This window comes from Flavicella sp. IMCC45537, assembly GCF_057197705.1.
On record NZ_CM170067.1, the window covers coordinates 301,021 to 318,971 of the forward strand.

Consider the following 17,951-nt stretch of genomic DNA (forward strand, 5'->3'; position numbering starts at 1 on the left):
GTGTGTTATTTTAATTGTAAAGGAAGTCCTGAAACCATAAAGATTGCTTTGTCGGCTATTTTGGCAATTGCCTGATTTGTCCAACCTTGCAATTCTGTAAATTTTCTACCAGATTCATGTTCAGAATGTATACCCATTCCAATTTCGTTTGAAATAATGATTAAAGTAGCATCTATATTTTTTAGGCTTTCTATTTCTTGTTTAGCTAATTCTAAAGATTTTGAAACGTCGTATTTGGTGTCTACAAAAAAATTGGTCAGCCACAGGGTTACACAGTCGATTACAACAACGGCATTGTTTGGAATTACTTTACTTAAATGTTTTTCCTCTTCAATAGTAGTCCAACGTTCATCTCTGTCTGAAACATGCCGATCCACTCTTTTTTGAAAGTCTGTATCCCAGATTCTAGAAGTAGCCAAATAATAAGGAGTTGGAGATAGTTTTTCCGCTAATTCTTGAGCGTAAGAACTTTTCCCTGAACGCTCTCCACCGGTTATATAATAGATCATTTTACTTATGTTTGAACTGCAAAGATTGGTAGATTTTTTAGAATATTTTTAAAAATGTTATGATTATCTTTAAAAGAAGTTAATTTCGCATACCGAACTACTATCGTTTTTATGATTCAATTTAAGATTAGAAAATTTGATGATTTTACAATTCAAGAACTCTATAAGGTATTAAACTTAAGAGCGGAGGTATTTGTTGTAGAACAAGATTCTGCCTATTTAGATGTCGATTTTAAAGATCAAAAAGCGCTCCATATCCTTGGTTATATTAAAAATGAATTGGTGGCCTATTCAAGAATTTTTAAAAGTAAGGATTGCTACGACTTAGCAAGTTTAGGTAGGGTGGTAGTAGCAAAAAAATATAGAAATTTTGATTATGGAAATCAATTGGTTCGATATTCTATTGATTGTATTAATAATGAATTCAAAGAAACTAAAATCCATATATCTGCACAATTGTATTTAAAGAATTTCTATGAATCTCATGGTTTTGTTGCCATCGGAGAAGAGTATCTAGAAGATTCTATACCGCATATTGCGATGGAAATAAATAAAGATTATTAAGAATGAAAGTGTCCTCTTTTTTACCAGCTATTACCCAAATGATTTACGACATGGGTTTGCAAGATTCTTTAGATGGAATCACGTTTGAGTGTCCGGCAACTGCCTTACAAGAGAAAACGCGAGTTGTAAGGTGTGTTATGGAAGGAAAAAATTATACAAGTGATGAGATAAATACCTTGTTTTCGAATAGTAAAAAAACTGGAGAAAGTCTTTATTATGTTGATGAAAAGGAATTGGCGAAAATTGCACCAGATATTATCTTTACACAAGATGTATGCGAGGTGTGCCAAATTGATACGAAATGTACAGCGGCGGCGGTTGCAAAATTAGAAAAAGAACCAAGGTTGATACCGATCAATCCTGGTTCATTACAAGATGTTTTAGATTCAGTGATAACGATAGCATCTGCAATGGGTAAAAAAGAATATGGTGTTCAACATGTTTGCGAGTTAGAGAACCGGATAGCAAAAGTAATTGATGTGCAACGCGAGAATAGGTTGTTGCAAAAGTCGGTGATGCTTTTGGAATGGATAGATCCTTTGTTTAACTGTGGTCACTGGATTCCTCATCAAATAGGTTGTGCAGGTGGTGTTGATTTATTATCACATCCATCAGGAGATAGTATTGTAATTGATTGGGATAAAATTGTAAAATATGATCCTGAGGTATTGGTAATTGCTCCTTGTGGTTATACTACAGAAACAACTTTGAATGATATGCCATTTTTAACAAATCGTCTTGAGTGGAATTCTTTAAGAGCTGTAAAAAATAATGCTGTATATATTGCAGATTTTGATATGTTTACACAACCCTCTGCAAGTACCTTGGTAAATGGAATTGAAGTATTGGCAAAAATGATTCATCCATCATATTATGAAGTCTCTCAAGAGCAGAGTGCAAAGTTTTCAAATTTCTCTTCACTTTTAGAAGAATATAAGTAAAAGTGTCTTTCTTTTTATGGTTTCTATTTTAATGAAATAGAAAAATTGTAAAGTATCTAGTTGATATTTATTGTTTTAATTATTTACGAGTAATTAAATTGTTTATCCAAACATTGTAACTATTTTTGCAGCGAATTTGGTTTTCATTTCAAATGGTATGAAATGAGATTAAAAGGGAATTTCGTTCAATTCGAAAGCTGTACCCGCAACTGTAAGCTTAATCATGAAAATGATGCTTGTTGTAAGCTTATACCACTGTAAAATAATTTACGGGAAGGTAACAACAAGACGCAAGCCAGGAGACCTGCCTAGTTCGTAATTATAAATTCTTTCGGGAACAAAGGAAATTATTATGGATCTATGTAGAGTATTGAGTTTACTGGCAATGATGGGGATGTATTCGATTTTTTCGCAAGAGAAAAATTTGGATAATAATTCTTTGGACTCTATCCAGAATTTGAACACAGTTGATATAAAGGCCTCAAAGCATCATAAAGTTGAAAGACTGGGGCAAAAAACAATTGAAGTTTCAGCAAAAGAAATAGTACGAAATCCGACCAATTTTACGGAACTTCTTAGGTATAACAGTCCCATAGCGTTTAAAGATTATGGAAATGGAGGTACAAGCTCAGCCAGGTTTAGAGGGACTTCTGCCTCAAATACAGTAGTATTATGGAATGGAATAAATATCAATTCCGTTGGTTCAGGACAAACCGATTTTAATTCCTTATCAGCAAATACAGCGGATGAAATAATTGTAAAAAGTGGAGGTGGAAGTGTTCAATACGGTTCTGGTGCTATTGGAGGGACAGTTCATTTGAAAGATCACTTGGATTTTAAAATTCATGATACGTATCAATTGTTTGCTTCCTATGGAAGTTTCAATACAAGTTCAAATTTTTTTAAGGCAAATATTGGAACAGGAAGATGGGCAATTAAATTATCAGGAGTTTTTAATAGTTCGGATAATGATTATCCATTTATCGATGAGAGGTATCAGGATGAAGATGGAAATTCTTTAAAAAATGAAAATGGGAATTATATAAACTATGGGATTGATTTAGGAGTAGGATATAAGATTTCTGATAAGAATAAAATATATTTCTATACCACGGGTTATTATGGGGATAGGTTGTTCTCAGATGGGCTACCTAATCCTTCAGCGGGAAGTGAAAGAAATGAGGATTTCAACCAAAGAAATTTATTGAAGTGGTATTTTAAGTTTGGAAGTTTTGCGCAGGAAATAAATACAAGTTTTATTAGTCAGGAATATCGATATTATGAAGATAAAGAAAATGAAGAGTTTAGTTTTGGAAAGTCTCAAACTTTATCTTTGAATTATTCTTTGAATTATAGAATTTCAAATTTATGGAGTGTAAAATATTTGATGCTTGCGGACCATATAAATGGACAAACCACCGATTTAATTTCTGAAGAAAGAAATGTTTTTTCTATGGGAGGAATTGTTAGTTACACCCCAACTTCAGATTTGATTTTTTCAGTAGGAGCAAGGAAGGAGTATAATTCAGATTTTGAAGTTCCTTTTTCAGTAACGCTTTCTGGCGAGCAAAAGATAGCCAAGTACTTTTGGTTAAAGGCTAATGTCTCTGCTAATTATCGGGTACCAACTTTCAACGAAATGTATTGGCCCCTAGTGGGGAACAAAAATTTAATTCCAGAAAATTCCAAACAAGGTGAATTTGGTGTTGAATTTGAAAATTTTGGTTTGAAATTAAATAGTACTCTTTTTTATATTGATTTGAAAGATAAAATAATTTGGAAACCAGCAGGAAATTCAAACTTATGGACCCCTGTTAATTTAGATGCGGCAGTAAATAAAGGTGCCGAATTCTTTTTAGGGTATACAAAAGTAATCGACAATCATTCTTTCCATCTTTCTGGAAATTACACCTATACCGAAGCAAATGACTCTGGAAATGGAAGACAGCTACCCTATGCTCCAAAACATTTGTTGAACTATAATTTAGAGTATGGTTATGGAATAGCCAAGCTTTATTTTCAAGATTTATATCAAAGTAAGGTTTTTACCAATAGATTGGCTTTAGATTTTTATTCTCTTGATCCCGTTCATGTGATGAACTTAGGGTTAGATATAAGTCTACTTGAAAATGAAAACACCAAATTGGTGTTAGGTTGTAAGATAAATAATATAGGGAACAACCTATATTATTTTACAAACCTTAGACCTATGCCAGGAAGAAATTACACAATAAATATCAACTATAAATTTTAACTATTTAATTAAATAAAAATGAAAACAACAAAATTAATTTTTAAACTATTCATATTAAGTTTAGTTTTTATGTCATGTTCAAATGAGGAAGAAGATAACATTTTAGAAACTGAAGTCATGGTTGTTGAAAATGTCGATCCAAGTAATATTTCAAGCTTTAGTAGTGGTGTATGGGTTAGTGCTGAGGGAAATTCAGGCGATAAAGATGGTTCGGTAGCATTTATGGAATCTGATTTTTCTAAGATTGCTAATTATAGTTATACAAGCGTAAATGGTGCTCAATTAGGTGGGTTGATTCAATCAGTTGCGTTTAATGGAGACGATGCTTATATTGTCTTAAATGACGCAAATTCTATAGTAGTGGTGGATAGAAATACCTTGGTTAAGAAAGCAGTTGTAACATCAGGATTATCAAATCCTAGGTATATGACAATTGAGGGAGGTGTAGGATATGTTACCAATTGGGGTGGGGCATCTGATGAAACTGATGATTATGTTGCAGTTTTAGATTTAACTACTAATAAAATTGATGAATCTGCAAAAATAGGACTAGATAATGGAGTTGAACAAATAGTTTCTAAGGATAATAAATTATATGTTTCTCATAAAGGAGCATGGTCTTCTAATAATATCGTTTCAGTAATTGATCTATCTGATAAATCAGTGGTGGAAATTACTGTAAATGATAACCCTGATGAGATTATATTCTCAACAAAAGGGGAGTTGATTGTGTTGTGCGAGGGAAAACCTATCAGTTATGGTGGTGCACCAGAATGGGATACTACTGAAGCTACAACATCTTCTATTTCATTTATTGATGTATCAAATAATACAGTGATTAAATCCTTAGATTTTGCTGAGAATGTGGTGGGTAATCAAATGTGTATTGATAGTGGAATAATCTATTATTATTTAGATACAGATAATAAGGTTTATCATATTACTGAAGATGCAACAGAGCTTAGTACCCAAGGTTATGAGGTTGGGGAGATATATGGAATAAATTTTAAGGACGATATGCTTTATACAATTGTTTACAACTTTGTAGATCTTACATTATTGAATATTGCAGATTATGACTTGAAAGAAAAAGTATACGAAGCGGAGGTAGGTTTAGGTGCCTCTAAAATCTATTTCAACGAATAACATAAAATAGTACCCCTAGATTTAAAAAAGCCCTTGAGATTCCTCAAGGGCTTTTTTTATAATAATTTTTGAACCTCTGTTTTTAAAAATGATAAAGCTACAGATGACGGAGGAGTTGTTTCCATCATTTTCTTTAAAATGGCTTCACGCAATTCTTGTGAGTTGTTAACAGTATCTTTTTTTACTGTTTCTGAAATAATATGTGAGATCGCATTTTTAGAAGATGTAATTACATTCCAACATTCTTCTGAAATATAAATTTGTTGACTAATATTATGTTCGTATTCTTGTTCTATAGTGCTTAATAATAAGGAGCTATAGGCTTCTTTGTTCTCGCCAAGTGGTTTTACTCGAAGTAGCAATTGACTAGGGTTTATTCTTTCTAAAAACAGAGTTATACGTTCGTATGCCTGCAAACGAACCGGTAAAGTTGCTTTTCTGTTTTCTTGCATAAGCTTGAATTTTCTTCGGTGGTTTTCATTTTTAAAATGAGCATTGAGGAAATAATAAGCAACACCCCCTGTGATGATTGCCGGTAGTATTGAAAAAGCTAGTGTTGTAAAGTCCATTTTTTCTTGTAAAATTAGATAAGAGGAACGAATTTAAACATTTTTTTAAAATAGCGAATATGTAGATAACTTTTATTGCTTTACTAGACCTTAAAACTTATTTTTGATGCTTGTAGTAGAGATACTTTTTTATTAAAATTCAAAAGAAATTAGTTTGGCAGATTATTTAGAAGGATTGAATCCATCGCAAAAGGCGGCAGTTTTACAAACCAAAGGACCCATGATTATTATTGCAGGTGCAGGTTCAGGAAAAACAAGAGTGCTTACCTATAGAATTGCCCATTTGATGAAGAGTGGTGTGGATGCATTTAATATTTTGAATTTGACTTTTACCAACAAAGCAGCTCGTGAGATGAAAGAGCGTATTGCTACTGTAGTTGGGGAAAGTGAAGCTAAAAATTTATGGATGGGTACCTTTCACTCCGTATTTGCCAGAATTTTAAGATCGGAATCGGATAAGTTAGGGTATCCTTCAAACTTTACGATTTATGATTCGCAAGATTCTGTAAAATTAATTGGCTCTATTATTAAAGAATTGCAACTAGACAAAGAACGTTATAAAGCAAAGCAAGTTCTGAGTAGAATATCGCAGTTTAAAAATAGTCTGATAACAGTGAAAGCTTATTTTAATAACGCTGATTTAAAAGAGGCAGATACTATGGCAAGTCGACCCAAAATGGGGGAGATTTATAAAGCCTATGTAGAACGATGCTTTAAGTCTGGAGCAATGGATTTTGATGATTTGCTATTGAGAACTAATGAATTGTTATCTAGGTTTCCAGATGTTTTAGCAAAATATCAAGATAGATTTCGTTATGTAATGGTTGATGAGTACCAAGATACCAACCATTCACAGTATTTGATAGTAAGAGCTTTGGCAGATAGATTTCAAAATATATGTGTTGTTGGGGATGATTCTCAAAGTATTTATGCCTTCCGTGGAGCTAATATCAATAATATATTGAATTTCCAAAAGCATTATACCGATGTAAAAACATTTAAGTTAGAGCAGAATTACAGGTCTTCTAAAAATATAGTAGAGGCGGCCAATAGCGTTATTGATAAAAATAAAACCAAATTAGATAAAGAAATTTTTACAGAAAACGCGGATGGACCAAAGGTGAAAGTAATGCGTACCATTTCTGATGGTGAAGAAGGTCGATGGGTTGCAAACTCCATTTTTGAAAATAAAATGAATCATCAGTTGACGAATGATAAATTTTGTATTCTTTATAGAACCAATGCTCAGTCAAGAGCAATGGAAGATGCTTTGAGAAAAAAAAGAATAGCTTATAAAATTTACGGAGGTACTTCATTTTACCAACGTAAAGAGATCAAAGATGTCTTGTCTTATTTACGTGTACTGATAAATCCAAAAGATGATATTGCTTTGACACGTATCATAAATTATCCTGCAAGAGGAATTGGTGCTACCACGATTGATAAATTGACTATTGCCGCAAATCATTACAATAAATCTATATTTGAGATTGTTGCTCATATTGATAAGCTAGATATTAAAATCAATGCAGGGACAAAAACAAAGTTGAAGAACTTTGCTAATATGATTCAAGCACTTTCTATCAATGCTCAAAAAATGAATGCATTTGAAGTTGCTGATCAAGTAGTAAAGCAAATTCAAATTGTAAAAGACTTAGAGGCTGATGGTACACCGGAAGGGATTAGTAAGGTTGAAAATGTTCAAGAATTATTGAATGGAATTCAATATTTTGTAGATGATGCCAAAGAGAAAGAACAAGAAGACTCTCTTGCTGTGTTTTTGGAGGATGTCGCTTTAAAATCTGATTTAGATAGTGATAAGGAAGATGATGAACCTATGGTGTCATTGATGACGATTCACCTAGCAAAAGGATTGGAATACCCTTATGTGTATATTGTTGGGCTTGAGGAGTCGTTATTTCCTTCGGCAATGAGCATGAACACTAGAAGTGAATTAGAAGAGGAGCGTAGATTGTTTTATGTTGCTTTAACAAGAGCAGAACATCAAGCTTATTTGAGCTTTGCACAAACTAGGTATCGTTGGGGGAAATTGACAGATGGTGAGCCGAGTAGGTTTTTAGAAGAAATAGATCCAGTTTATTTAGAATATTTAACACCTAAAAAATTAGCTCCTAGAACCAATAATTTTGTAGATAGTAGTTTGTTTGAGGATGACGTTCCTAAAGATAAAATTAGATTTAGAAAACCAATCCCAAGAAAATCGGCTAGTGTAAGAACAGCCAAACCGAGTGTTTTAAAGAAACCTTTAGTGGCTCCAAAAAATATGAAACCTGTATCTAAAGTCGCTGCAAGATCAGGTGGGATTTCTGATGCAAAAATTGCAGTTGGGACAAAAGTAGAACACATTCGTTTTGGACAAGGTGAGGTAATGAAATTGGAAGGTGTCGGTGGTGATGCAAAAGCAGAAATAAAATTTGAAAAAGAAGGAATGAAAAAGCTTATTTTAAAATTCGCGAAACTTAATGTAGTGAGCTAGTTGTGATAAATTATTTGTAGATTTATAAGGATCTAGTATAAAAAAAATGTTGCCATGAGAGTACGATTTACCTTTATGTTAGTGGTTTTTGCCCTAATAAGTTCTTGTGAAACTCCAAAAGAAGAGGTGAGTTTTACTAAAACTAATTTTGAGAAACGATATGTTTCAAATATAGAGCTTAATAATTTTGAGCAAGGGACTACCTATCTTCCAGTGTATTCTCATGTATATCAAATGCATGAGGAGAATCATTTGTATTTGACCATCACAACGAGTTTGCGCAATACTTCTACAACCGAATCTATTTATATTTTAAAAGCAGATTATTTTGATACTGCTGGAAAAAAAATAAGAGAATATTTAAAAAAGCCGATTGAATTAAAACCATTGGAAACAGTTGAAATAATTATTGATCAAGTGGATAGGGAAGGTGGTTCTGGAGCAAATTTTATTTTTGATTGGGCTTTAAAAGATAAAAGAAATTTACCTTTGTTTGAAGCCGTAATGATTTCTACGTACGGGCAACAAGGGGTTTCCTTTACCACTAACGGAACTCAAATTTTTAAATAATTATGGCTGAGGTTTTTAGTGCTATATTGTTATTAATTGCTGTAATTGACCCTATGGGGTCTGTGCCTGTATATTTAGAGGCTACCAAAAACTTTGAGGATGCTAAAAGGAAAAAGATTGCAATAAACTCTTCGTTAATTGCATTTTTTGTGCTTCTTTTTTTTATTGTTGTCGGTCAAATAATTTTAGATGGGATGGAGATTAGTCTAGAGGCTTTTCAAATTTCTGGAGGTGTAATTTTATTTTTGTTTGCTATTTCAATGGTGCTTGGTGAAAGTAAACCAGAATCTGAAATGAGTTTAATTACAGATTATAAAAAAGTGACCATTTTTCCTGTCGCATTGCCTTCAATCGCATCGCCAGGTGCTATTTTAGCCGTGGTTCTCATGACTGATAATAAATTTATTCCATAACCCAACAGGCCATAACTACCTTAGAATTAGCTTTTGTAGTGGGGCTTACTTGTTTGGTTTTGTTACTTTCTAGTAAAATTCAAAAAAGGATAGGAGAAGGTGGGATCATTGTCATTAGTAAAGTTATGGGCTTGATTTTGGCAGCATATGCGGCACAAAGTATTTTGAGTGGGGTGAAAGTGTTTTTCATGAGTTAGAAGATTCAAGCTAACGAACATTGATTGCCTAGGATTTATTTCTTACATTTAAGTTTATGAAAACGATTAAACCAGATTACTATGTATAATTCTAAAATTACAGGACTTGGATTTTATGTTCCTGAAAATATTGTGACAAATGATGATTTGTCTAAAATGATGGATACAAATGATGAATGGATCCAAGAACGTACGGGAATAAAAGAACGAAGATGGATAAAAGAAGGTTCTGGTGATTCTACATCCGTTATGGGGGCAAAGGCTGCAAAGAAAGCTATAGAGCGTTCTGGTTTGACTAAAGATGATATTGATTTTATTGTATTTGCAACATTAAGTCCGGATATGTATTTTCCTGGAGGAGGTGTTGAAATTCAAGAAATGCTTGAAATGCCAACAATTGGTGCTTTGGATGTAAGAAATCAATGTTCGGGATTTGTGTATGCAATGTCTGTAGCGGATCAATTTATCAAAACCGGGATGTATAAAAATATTTTAGTGATTGGTTCCGAGAATCATTCAGGAGGATTAGATAAAACAACAAGAGGAAGAAATGTTTCGGTAATTTTTGGTGATGGTGCAGGAGCGGTTGTTTTGAGTAGAACAGAAGAAAAAGGAAAAGGAATTTTATCAACCCATTTACATTCAGAAGGGAAGCATGCCAAGGAGTTAGTTTTAGAAGGACCTAGTACAGGAAGATGGGTTCCAGAAATAATTGAAAATAATGATCCCGATGATATATCCTATTATCCATATATGAATGGTCAATTTGTTTTTAAACATGCTGTAACGCGTTTTTCAGAAGCTATTATTGAGGGGCTTGAAAAGAATGGATTAAAATCAGATGATATTGATTTGTTGGTTCCGCATCAAGCGAACTTAAGAATCGCACAGTTTATCCAAAAAAAGTTTAGGTTATCGGACGATCAGGTTTATAATAATATCATGCATTATGGAAATACTACTGCCGCTTCTGTTGTTATAGCGTTGAGTGAGGCATGGGAAAAAGGAAGAATTAAAGACAATGATCTTGTAGTACTAGCTGCTTTTGGGAGCGGATTTACTTGGGGTTCCGTTTTTATAAGATGGTAATATTGTAAAAATGGATAGAGATAAAAAAAGGCAGTTTCATTAGAAACTGCCTTTTTTTATATTTTTGTAAGTGCTTATTTGAATTTGTTTTCTTTTAAAATAAAGCTTTCTCCAAGGTATACTTTTCTTACAGTTGGATCATCAGCAAGCTCTTGAGGAGTCCCTTCTTTTAAAATTCCTCCTTCATACATTAAATAAGTTTTATCTGTAATAGCCAAGGTTGCTTGTACATCGTGATCTGTAATTAGGATGCCAATATTTCTGTTTTTTAATTGCGCTACAATACTTTGAATATCCTCAACGGCAATAGGGTCAACTCCTGCAAAAGGTTCATCTAGTAATATGAATTTCGGATCAGAAGCCAAACAACGTGCAATTTCTGTACGTCTTCTTTCACCACCAGAGAGTAAATCACCTCTGTTTTTTCTTACGTGTCCAAGACTAAATTCTTCAATTAAAGATTCTAGCTTTTCATTTTCTTCTTTTTTTGTTCTACCTGTAAATTGTAGAACCGATCTAATATTATCTTCCACAGATAATTTTCTAAAAACAGAAGCTTCCTGCGCCAAATAACCAACTCCATGTTGAGCTCTTTTGTACATCGGAAATTCAGTGACTTCAAGGTCGTCCAAAAAAATCTTTCCAAAATTAGGCTGCACCATTCCAACAATCATATAAAAAGAAGTCGTTTTACCGGCACCATTCGGTCCTAATAGACCAATAATTTCACCCTGATTTACCTCAAGAGAAATACCTTTAACAACTTTTCTGTTACCGTATAGTTTTTGAATGTTTTCAGCTCTAAGTTTCATAAAAGAGAAATAAATTATATTATGCTTGTTCTTGTTTTTTTACTACAAATCTTGATACGTGAATACTAACTTCATATAATATTAGTACCGGAATTGAGACAATAATCTGACTTGCTACATCAGGAGGTGTAATTACTGCAGATAATAAAAGTACAACAACCAAAGCATGTTTTCTGTATGTTTTTAAGAATTCTGGAGTGATCAAACCTAATTTTGTTAGGAAAAATATCAAAACAGGGAGTTCAAAAACCACAGAAACACCAAGGATGGTATTGGTCACCATAGAAATATAAGAAGACAAAGTAAAGTTATTTTGAATAGTATCCGTGATTTCAAAATGATAGAAAAAATAGACGGACATGGGTACAATCACGTAAAAACTAAATGCAACTCCTGTGAAAAATAGAATCGAGGTAATAAATAAAAAACCTTTCGATTTTTTTATTTCACTTTCATGTAGGCCTGGGGCAATGAATTTCCACATTTCCCATAGTATATATGGAAAAGAAATGATCAACCCTAGAATTAACGAAGTCCAGATAGCATTCATTAATTGGTTGGTCATAGAGAGACTTTGTAATTTTTGAGGGAATTGAACACCACAAAAATCGCTATCAATACCTATGGAACTAAATACTTCGCAAAACCACTGATAAGTAACAAAGTTTGTGTCTAAATGGGCTAGCAGAAATCCATCGTATACTTCTTTTTTGAATACAAATAATATGATTCCAAATAAAAATATGGCTGCGGTTGATCTTACTAAATGCCATCTTAATTCTTCTAGATGGGATAAAAATGACATTTGGTTTTTTTCTTCACTCATGAATTAAAAATTTGCGCGTACTATAATTTTAAAATATTCCTTCTTTGATAAGATCATGTAAATGAATGATTCCGATGTATTCCTTTTTTTCATTCAATACTAATACTTGAGTAATACCAAAATTCTCTAAGGTGTTCAAAGCATCAATAGCCATGGCATCAGCATCAAGTGTTTTCGGGTTTGTAGACATGATGTCTTTTGCTTTAAGCAGAGAGATATCACTGTGTTTTTCTAACATTCTACGGATATCACCATCCGTAATCATTCCTGTTACGGTTCCATTGTCAATAACAGCAGCAGCACCCAATCTTTTTTTAGATATTTCAATGATAACATCCTTTACGTTTGTTTCAGAATTCACGGCAGGGACATCGTCAGTATTTACTAGATCACTTACCCTTAAATACAAACGTTTTCCAAGGGCACCACCTGGGTGGTATTTAGCAAAATCTTTACTTGAAAAATCTTTAAGATCTAAGAGGCAAATTGCTAGAGCATCTCCCATAACTAATTGTGCGGTGGTACTTGTTGTAGGAGCCAAATTGTTTGGACAAGCTTCTTTTTCAACAGCACAATTCAGCACAAAATCAGCATTGGTTGCTAAAAATGAATCAGGATTACCTGTTAAGGCAATTATTTTATTTCCATAATTTTGAATGAAAGGTACTAAAACTTTAATTTCAGGAGTGTTTCCACTTTTTGAGATACAAATAACAGTATCTTCTTCCTGAATATTCCCTAGATCTCCATGAATGGCATCAGCAGCATGCATAAAAACAGCTGGGGTACCAGTAGAGTTCATAGTAGCCACAATTTTATTGGCAATAATGGCACTTTTTCCAATTCCAGTAATGATAACTCTTCCTTTGGAATTAAATATGAAATTTACGGCTTTTTCAAAATCAGAATTGATTAATTTTTTTAAATTCGCTATCGCTTTACTTTCTATGTCAATAGTTAGTAACGCTTTGTCAATAATTGTATTCGAGTTTTTCAAAAGTTTTAATTTTGTAGAATAAAAAAAAGTGATACCTTTATTTGCAAATGTATCTAAAAATAGATTAGGAAAGGTAATGAATAGAAAGGAAATTGACTTACATAGTCCTTTAAAAAAGTTTTTTGGGTTCTCTAAATTCAAAGGCTTACAGGAAGATGTAATTAGAAGTATAGTTGCAGGAGATAACACTTTTGCTATTATGCCAACAGGAGGAGGGAAATCATTGTGTTATCAGTTACCAGCGTTGATGAAAGAAGGAACAGCAATTGTGGTTTCTCCATTAATTGCTTTGATGAAAAATCAAGTGGATGCGATACGTGGAATTTCTGAAAATGATGGAATTGCGCATGTATTGAATTCTTCGTTAAATAAAACTGAAATAACTAGAGTAAAATCTGATATTGAGAATGGGCTTACTAAATTATTATATGTAGCACCAGAATCATTGATTAAAGATGAATATGTTGAGTTTCTAAAAACTCAAAAAATATCATTTGTAGCAATTGACGAAGCACATTGTATTTCTGAATGGGGACATGATTTTAGGCCCGAGTACAGAAACTTACGTAATATTATAAAAAACATAGATAATGTTCCGGTAATTGGTTTAACTGCTACTGCTACAGAAAAAGTTCAAGAAGATATTTTAAAGACACTTGGAATTTCTGATGCAAATACATTCAAAGCTTCGTTTAATAGACCCAATTTGTTTTATGACGTAAGACCGAAAACGAAAGATATTTATAGTGATATGATTCGTTTCGTTCGTGGGTATCAAGGAAAATCTGGAGTCATATATTGCTTGAGTAGAAAAAAGGTGGAAGAAGTGGCTCAAATTCTGCAAGTTAATGGTATCAAAGCGATGCCATACCATGCTGGATTGGATGCTAAGACTAGAGCAAAGCATCAAGATATGTTTTTAATGGAAGATACCGATGTAATAGTTGCAACCATTGCCTTTGGGATGGGGATCGATAAACCGGATGTGCGTTTTGTGATTCATCATGATATTCCAAAAAGTTTAGAAAGTTATTACCAAGAAACGGGTAGAGCCGGTAGAGACGATGGTGAGGGGTATTGTTTAGCGTATTATTCATATAAAGACATAGAAAAATTAGAAAAATTTATGTCTAGCAAGCCTGTAGCAGAACAAGAAATTGGACATGCTTTGTTGCAAGAAGTTGTGGGCTATGCTGAGACATCTATGAGTAGACGTAAATATTTATTGCATTATTTTGGAGAAGAATTTGATGAAATAAATGGTTTAGGAGCTGATATGGATGACAATACTCGAACGCCAAAACCAAAAGTAGAGGCAGGCGAGGAAGTTAAATTATTGTTATCTGTAGTAAGAGACTCAAAAGAAAAATACAAAGCAAAAGATATCGTTGCTACTTTGATAGGAAAGGAAAATGCGATGTTGAACTCACATAAAACTCCTGAACGACCATTCTTTGGAATTGGGAAAAAACACAAAGCCGATTACTGGATGGCTTTGATAAGACAAACTTTTGTTGTAGATCTTTTAAAGAAAGAAATAGAGCAATATGGAGTTCTTAAAATGACTGAATCAGGTCATGATTTTATTGGAAATCCAAGGTCGTTTATGATGACGGCTGATCATACCTATACACATACTGAAAATGTAGGTGAAGGAGTGGTGAATTCTAAATCTCAAGGTGGAGTTAGTGATCAAAAACTAATGGCTATTTTAAAAGATTTGAGAAAGAAAGTAGCAAAGAAAAAAGGAGTTCCTCCATTTGCTATATTTCAAGATCCAAGTTTAGAGGCAATGGCATTAAGATATCCAATAACGATTGAAGAGCTATCTAATGTTCATGGTGTTGGAGACGGGAAAGCAAAGAAGTTTGGAAAAGATTTTGTCACGCTTATTGAAAGTTATGTAAATGAAAATGACATCGTTCGTCCAGATGATTTAATTGTAAAAGGGACTGGGGTTAAATCTGGTTTGAAGCTGTATATTATTCAAAATACAGATAGGAAATTATCGTTGGAGGATATTTCTAAATCAAAAGGTTTAGAAATGGATCAGTTGATTAAAGAGATTGAAACCATTGTTTATTCAGGAACAAAATTGGACATTTCCTATTGTATTGATGATATTCTTGATGAAGATCAGCAGGAAGAAATTATGGAGTATTTTATGGAGTCTGAGACCGATGATATTCAAGCTGCAATGGATGAGTTTGATGGTGATTATGAGGAGGAAGATATGCGTTTGATGCGTATCAAATTTTTAAGCGAGGTAGCGAATTGATACTTTGTAAAATTGGAAAAAGAAAATAAAAGTATGGAAGAAAAGCAAGGCTTATCTTTAGAAGAAATAGAAAAAATTGAAACCAAAGAGGATTTAAAAAAACTGCTTGGTGAGAAGGATGGAAAGTATAAAAAAATACTTGAGACGATAGAATATGAAGAAGAACTGAAAAAACTTCAAGTAGAACTTGTAAAATTTCAACAATGGGTTGCTAAAAACAATAAAAGAGTTGCTGTAATTTTTGAAGGAAGGGATGCTGCAGGAAAAGGTGGTGCTATCAGAAGGTTTATGGAACATTTGAGTCCGAGAACTTCTCGACTTGTTGCTTTGAATAAACCAACAGATATAGAGCGAGGACAGTGGTATTTTATGCGATATATTAAAGAATTGCCAAACCCAGGCGAAATTGTTTTTTTTGATAGAAGCTGGTATAACCGTGCGGTTGTAGAGCCAGTGATGGGATTTTGTAGCGATCACCAATACAATGAATTTATGTCTCAAGTTCCGGAATTTGAACATATGCTTTATGAAGACGGTTTGATAATTGTGAAGTTCTGGTTGTCGATTTCTAAAGATGAACAAGAAAAGAGGTTTAACTCTAGAATGAAGAATCCGTTGAAAAGATGGAAATTTAGTCCGGTTGATCAAAAAGGACAGGAGTTATGGGATAAGTATTCTCACTTTAAGGAACAGATGTATAGTAAAACACACACAAGCTATAGTCCATGGGTTATTGTAAAAACTAATAATAAAGAAGTAGCGAGACTTGAATGTATTAGATATGTGTTGTCTAAATTTGAGTACGAAGGAAAAGATTTTTCTCAGACCAGTTTGTTTCCAGATCCTAACGTAATTATGCATTATTTTAGGTCATCTCATTCAATAGATTAAGGTATTTAGAGTTAAGGTATTAAAAAAAACAATTGCGAATAAGGATGGAAGGTAGCTTAGAAGGGAAACCGTTTATAGATAAATTAAATACCAAGATTGGTATCAAAGGTTTGTTAGGTAAGGAGGGCATAAATATAGAACGTGCTTTACGTGTTTATGACTATGAAAAGAAGTTGAAAAAACTTCAAGTGCAACTCATAAAAATGCAAACGGAAGTTATAGAGAATAACCAACGTGTGATTGTAATATTTGAAGGTAGAGATGCAGCTGGAAAAGGAGGTGCGATTCGTAGAATTACGGAAAGAATCAATCCACGTCATTTTAGAATTGTGGCGCTTAGAAAACCATCGGAGGAAGAAAGTACACAATGGTATTTTCAACGATATATTAAAAAGTTTCCAAAAGCAGGTGAAATTGTTTTTTTTGATCGAAGCTGGTATAATAGAGCTGTAGTGGAGCCGGTAAATGGTTTTTGTACAGAAGAGGAGTATGAGATTTTCATGAGTCAGGTGAACGATTTTGAAAAAATGATTACACAATCGGGGATTAAATTGGTTAAAATTTATATGTCTATCAATAAAAGAGAACAGGCAAAACGATTTGATGATATCAAGAAGAATCCTTTGAAACAATGGAAAATGACTTCAGTTGATGAGGCGGCTCAAGATCTCTGGGATGAGTATACAAAGTACAAAACAAAAATGTTTGAGAATACTCCAGAGACGGGAGTTCCATGGAAAATAATTAAGGCGAATAGAAAAACATCGGCTAGAATTGGTGCGATAGAGTATTTGTTATCTCAGATCTCCTATGATAAGAAACGAGAAGTATAAGAATGAAATTCAGTATAGGTGATAAGGTAGCGGTTTTGGATGATGCTATCCGTGGTGTTGTTGTTTCCGTTGAAAAGAATAAAGTTGTTATTGAAGATGAGCTAGGGTTTGAATTGACCTATGAAGAGCGTCATTTGGTAAAAATAGCAAAGGATCAAGGTGAGTTGTCTAAGTTTTCAGATATAAATAATCCGTTGTTAAAGGCAAAAACGCTACCAGAAAAAAAGAAAAATTTCCAGGTTAAAAAAAATAAAAAGGAAGGAACTGTTCCGCCTATGGAAGTAGATTTGCACATTCAAAATTTGGTAAAATCTACTAAAGGAATGCAGAATTTTGATATGTTAACCATCCAGTTGGATACGGCAAAGCATAAATTAGAATTTGCTATTCGCAAACGTATACCACGAATTGTTTTTATCCATGGGGTTGGAGAAGGTGTACTTCAAAAAGAATTACATTACTTATTAGGAAGGTATCCTGTAAAAATTTCAGAAGGTTCCTATTTAAAGTACGGAAAAGGTGCAACTGAGGTATATATAATCCAAAGTCGCGGATAGATAATTAA

The 17,951-nt window shown here is 33.3% G+C and carries 16 protein-coding genes, 1 pseudogene and 1 riboswitch; of the genes and pseudogenes, 12 read left to right on the plus strand and 5 right to left on the minus strand.

Translation table 11 applies throughout. The annotated features are described in order from the left end of the window. Positions 1–5 precede the first annotated feature (5 nt). Positions 6–509 (minus strand): bifunctional adenosylcobinamide kinase/adenosylcobinamide-phosphate guanylyltransferase, encoded by a 504-nt coding sequence (locus tag AC2DGP_RS01425; protein ID WP_484491247.1) that lies wholly within the window; start codon positions 507–509, stop codon positions 6–8. A 111-nt stretch (positions 510–620) separates the two neighbouring features. On the opposite strand from AC2DGP_RS01425, the gene AC2DGP_RS01430 reads away from it, so the two are divergent. The 4 genes from AC2DGP_RS01430 (at position 621) to AC2DGP_RS01445 (ending at position 5,414) form a co-directional block, all read left to right on the plus strand. Further along, complete coding sequence (locus AC2DGP_RS01430; protein WP_484491248.1) at positions 621–1,073, plus strand: GNAT family N-acetyltransferase; 453 nt, start codon at positions 621–623, stop codon at positions 1,071–1,073. A gap of 2 nt (positions 1,074–1,075) precedes the next feature. Next, positions 1,076–2,014 carry an ABC transporter substrate-binding protein gene (locus AC2DGP_RS01435; protein ID WP_484491249.1) on the plus strand — a complete coding sequence of 313 codons (939 nt, stop codon included), beginning with the start codon at positions 1,076–1,078 and terminating at the stop codon, positions 2,012–2,014. Between the two features lie 120 nt (positions 2,015–2,134). Next, positions 2,135–2,340: riboswitch (cobalamin riboswitch) on the plus strand. Positions 2,341–2,366: 26 nt separating this feature from the next. Continuing rightward, positions 2,367–4,268: a TonB-dependent receptor plug domain-containing protein gene (locus AC2DGP_RS01440; RefSeq protein ID WP_484491250.1), complete on the plus strand. Its 1,902-nt coding sequence runs from the start codon at positions 2,367–2,369 to the stop codon at positions 4,266–4,268. Positions 4,269–4,286: 18 nt separating this feature from the next. Next, positions 4,287–5,414 carry a YncE family protein gene (locus tag AC2DGP_RS01445; protein WP_484491251.1) on the plus strand — a complete coding sequence of 376 codons (1,128 nt, stop codon included), beginning with the start codon at positions 4,287–4,289 and terminating at the stop codon, positions 5,412–5,414. A 56-nt stretch (positions 5,415–5,470) separates the two neighbouring features. Here AC2DGP_RS01445 and AC2DGP_RS01450 read toward each other — a convergent pair whose 3' ends face one another. Then, positions 5,471–5,983 carry a DUF7935 family protein gene (locus AC2DGP_RS01450; protein WP_484491252.1) on the minus strand — a complete coding sequence of 171 codons (513 nt, stop codon included), beginning with the start codon at positions 5,981–5,983 and terminating at the stop codon, positions 5,471–5,473. A gap of 154 nt (positions 5,984–6,137) precedes the next feature. On the opposite strand from AC2DGP_RS01450, the gene AC2DGP_RS01455 reads away from it, so the two are divergent. The 4 genes and pseudogenes from AC2DGP_RS01455 to AC2DGP_RS01470 all read left to right on the plus strand — a co-directional run bounded on the left by AC2DGP_RS01455 (position 6,138) and on the right by AC2DGP_RS01470 (position 10,749). Beyond that, on the plus strand, positions 6,138–8,480 hold the full coding sequence (locus AC2DGP_RS01455) for an ATP-dependent helicase (RefSeq protein WP_484491253.1): 2,343 nt from the start codon (positions 6,138–6,140) through the stop codon (positions 8,478–8,480). 54 nt (positions 8,481–8,534) lie between these two features. After that, the gene (locus AC2DGP_RS01460; RefSeq protein ID WP_484491254.1) at positions 8,535–9,050 is read left to right on the plus strand and encodes a DUF3124 domain-containing protein; all 516 of its coding nucleotides are present in this window, start codon (positions 8,535–8,537) and stop codon (positions 9,048–9,050) included. A 2-nt stretch (positions 9,051–9,052) separates the two neighbouring features. Further along, a pseudogene (locus AC2DGP_RS01465) lies at positions 9,053–9,660 on the plus strand (MarC family protein). A gap of 81 nt (positions 9,661–9,741) precedes the next feature. After that, entirely contained in the window at positions 9,742–10,749 is a 1,008-nt protein-coding gene (locus AC2DGP_RS01470; protein ID WP_484491255.1) for a 3-oxoacyl-ACP synthase III family protein, read from the plus strand. 74 nt (positions 10,750–10,823) lie between these two features. Here the strand turns inward: AC2DGP_RS01470 and lptB are convergent, their stop codons facing one another. Genes lptB through AC2DGP_RS01485 form a run of 3 tightly spaced genes read right to left on the minus strand, consistent with a single transcriptional unit; the run spans position 10,824 to position 13,384 of the window. Further along, positions 10,824–11,561, minus strand: coding sequence for an LPS export ABC transporter ATP-binding protein (gene lptB / locus AC2DGP_RS01475; RefSeq protein WP_484491256.1), 738 nt, complete (start codon positions 11,559–11,561; stop codon positions 10,824–10,826). 19 nt (positions 11,562–11,580) lie between these two features. Further along, positions 11,581–12,387 carry a twin-arginine translocase subunit TatC gene (gene tatC / locus AC2DGP_RS01480; RefSeq protein ID WP_484491257.1) on the minus strand — a complete coding sequence of 269 codons (807 nt, stop codon included), beginning with the start codon at positions 12,385–12,387 and terminating at the stop codon, positions 11,581–11,583. A gap of 28 nt (positions 12,388–12,415) precedes the next feature. After that, positions 12,416–13,384, minus strand: a complete 969-nt coding sequence (locus AC2DGP_RS01485) for a KpsF/GutQ family sugar-phosphate isomerase (protein WP_484491258.1) — start codon at positions 13,382–13,384, stop codon at positions 12,416–12,418. A 76-nt stretch (positions 13,385–13,460) separates the two neighbouring features. Between AC2DGP_RS01485 and AC2DGP_RS01490 the strand changes: the two genes are divergently transcribed. From AC2DGP_RS01490 to AC2DGP_RS01505, 4 genes are read left to right on the plus strand one after another with little or no spacing between them, the layout of a single operon-like run. Further along, positions 13,461–15,662: a RecQ family ATP-dependent DNA helicase gene (locus AC2DGP_RS01490; RefSeq protein WP_484492474.1), complete on the plus strand. Its 2,202-nt coding sequence runs from the start codon at positions 13,461–13,463 to the stop codon at positions 15,660–15,662. A 33-nt stretch (positions 15,663–15,695) separates the two neighbouring features. Next, positions 15,696–16,553, plus strand: a complete 858-nt coding sequence (ppk2, locus tag AC2DGP_RS01495) for a polyphosphate kinase 2 (protein ID WP_484491259.1) — start codon at positions 15,696–15,698, stop codon at positions 16,551–16,553. 44 nt (positions 16,554–16,597) lie between these two features. After that, on the plus strand, positions 16,598–17,386 hold the full coding sequence (gene ppk2 / locus AC2DGP_RS01500) for a polyphosphate kinase 2 (RefSeq protein WP_484491260.1): 789 nt from the start codon (positions 16,598–16,600) through the stop codon (positions 17,384–17,386). A 2-nt stretch (positions 17,387–17,388) separates the two neighbouring features. After that, the gene (locus AC2DGP_RS01505) at positions 17,389–17,943 is read left to right on the plus strand and encodes a DNA mismatch repair protein MutS (RefSeq protein ID WP_484491261.1); all 555 of its coding nucleotides are present in this window, start codon (positions 17,389–17,391) and stop codon (positions 17,941–17,943) included. Positions 17,944–17,951 lie beyond the last annotated feature (8 nt).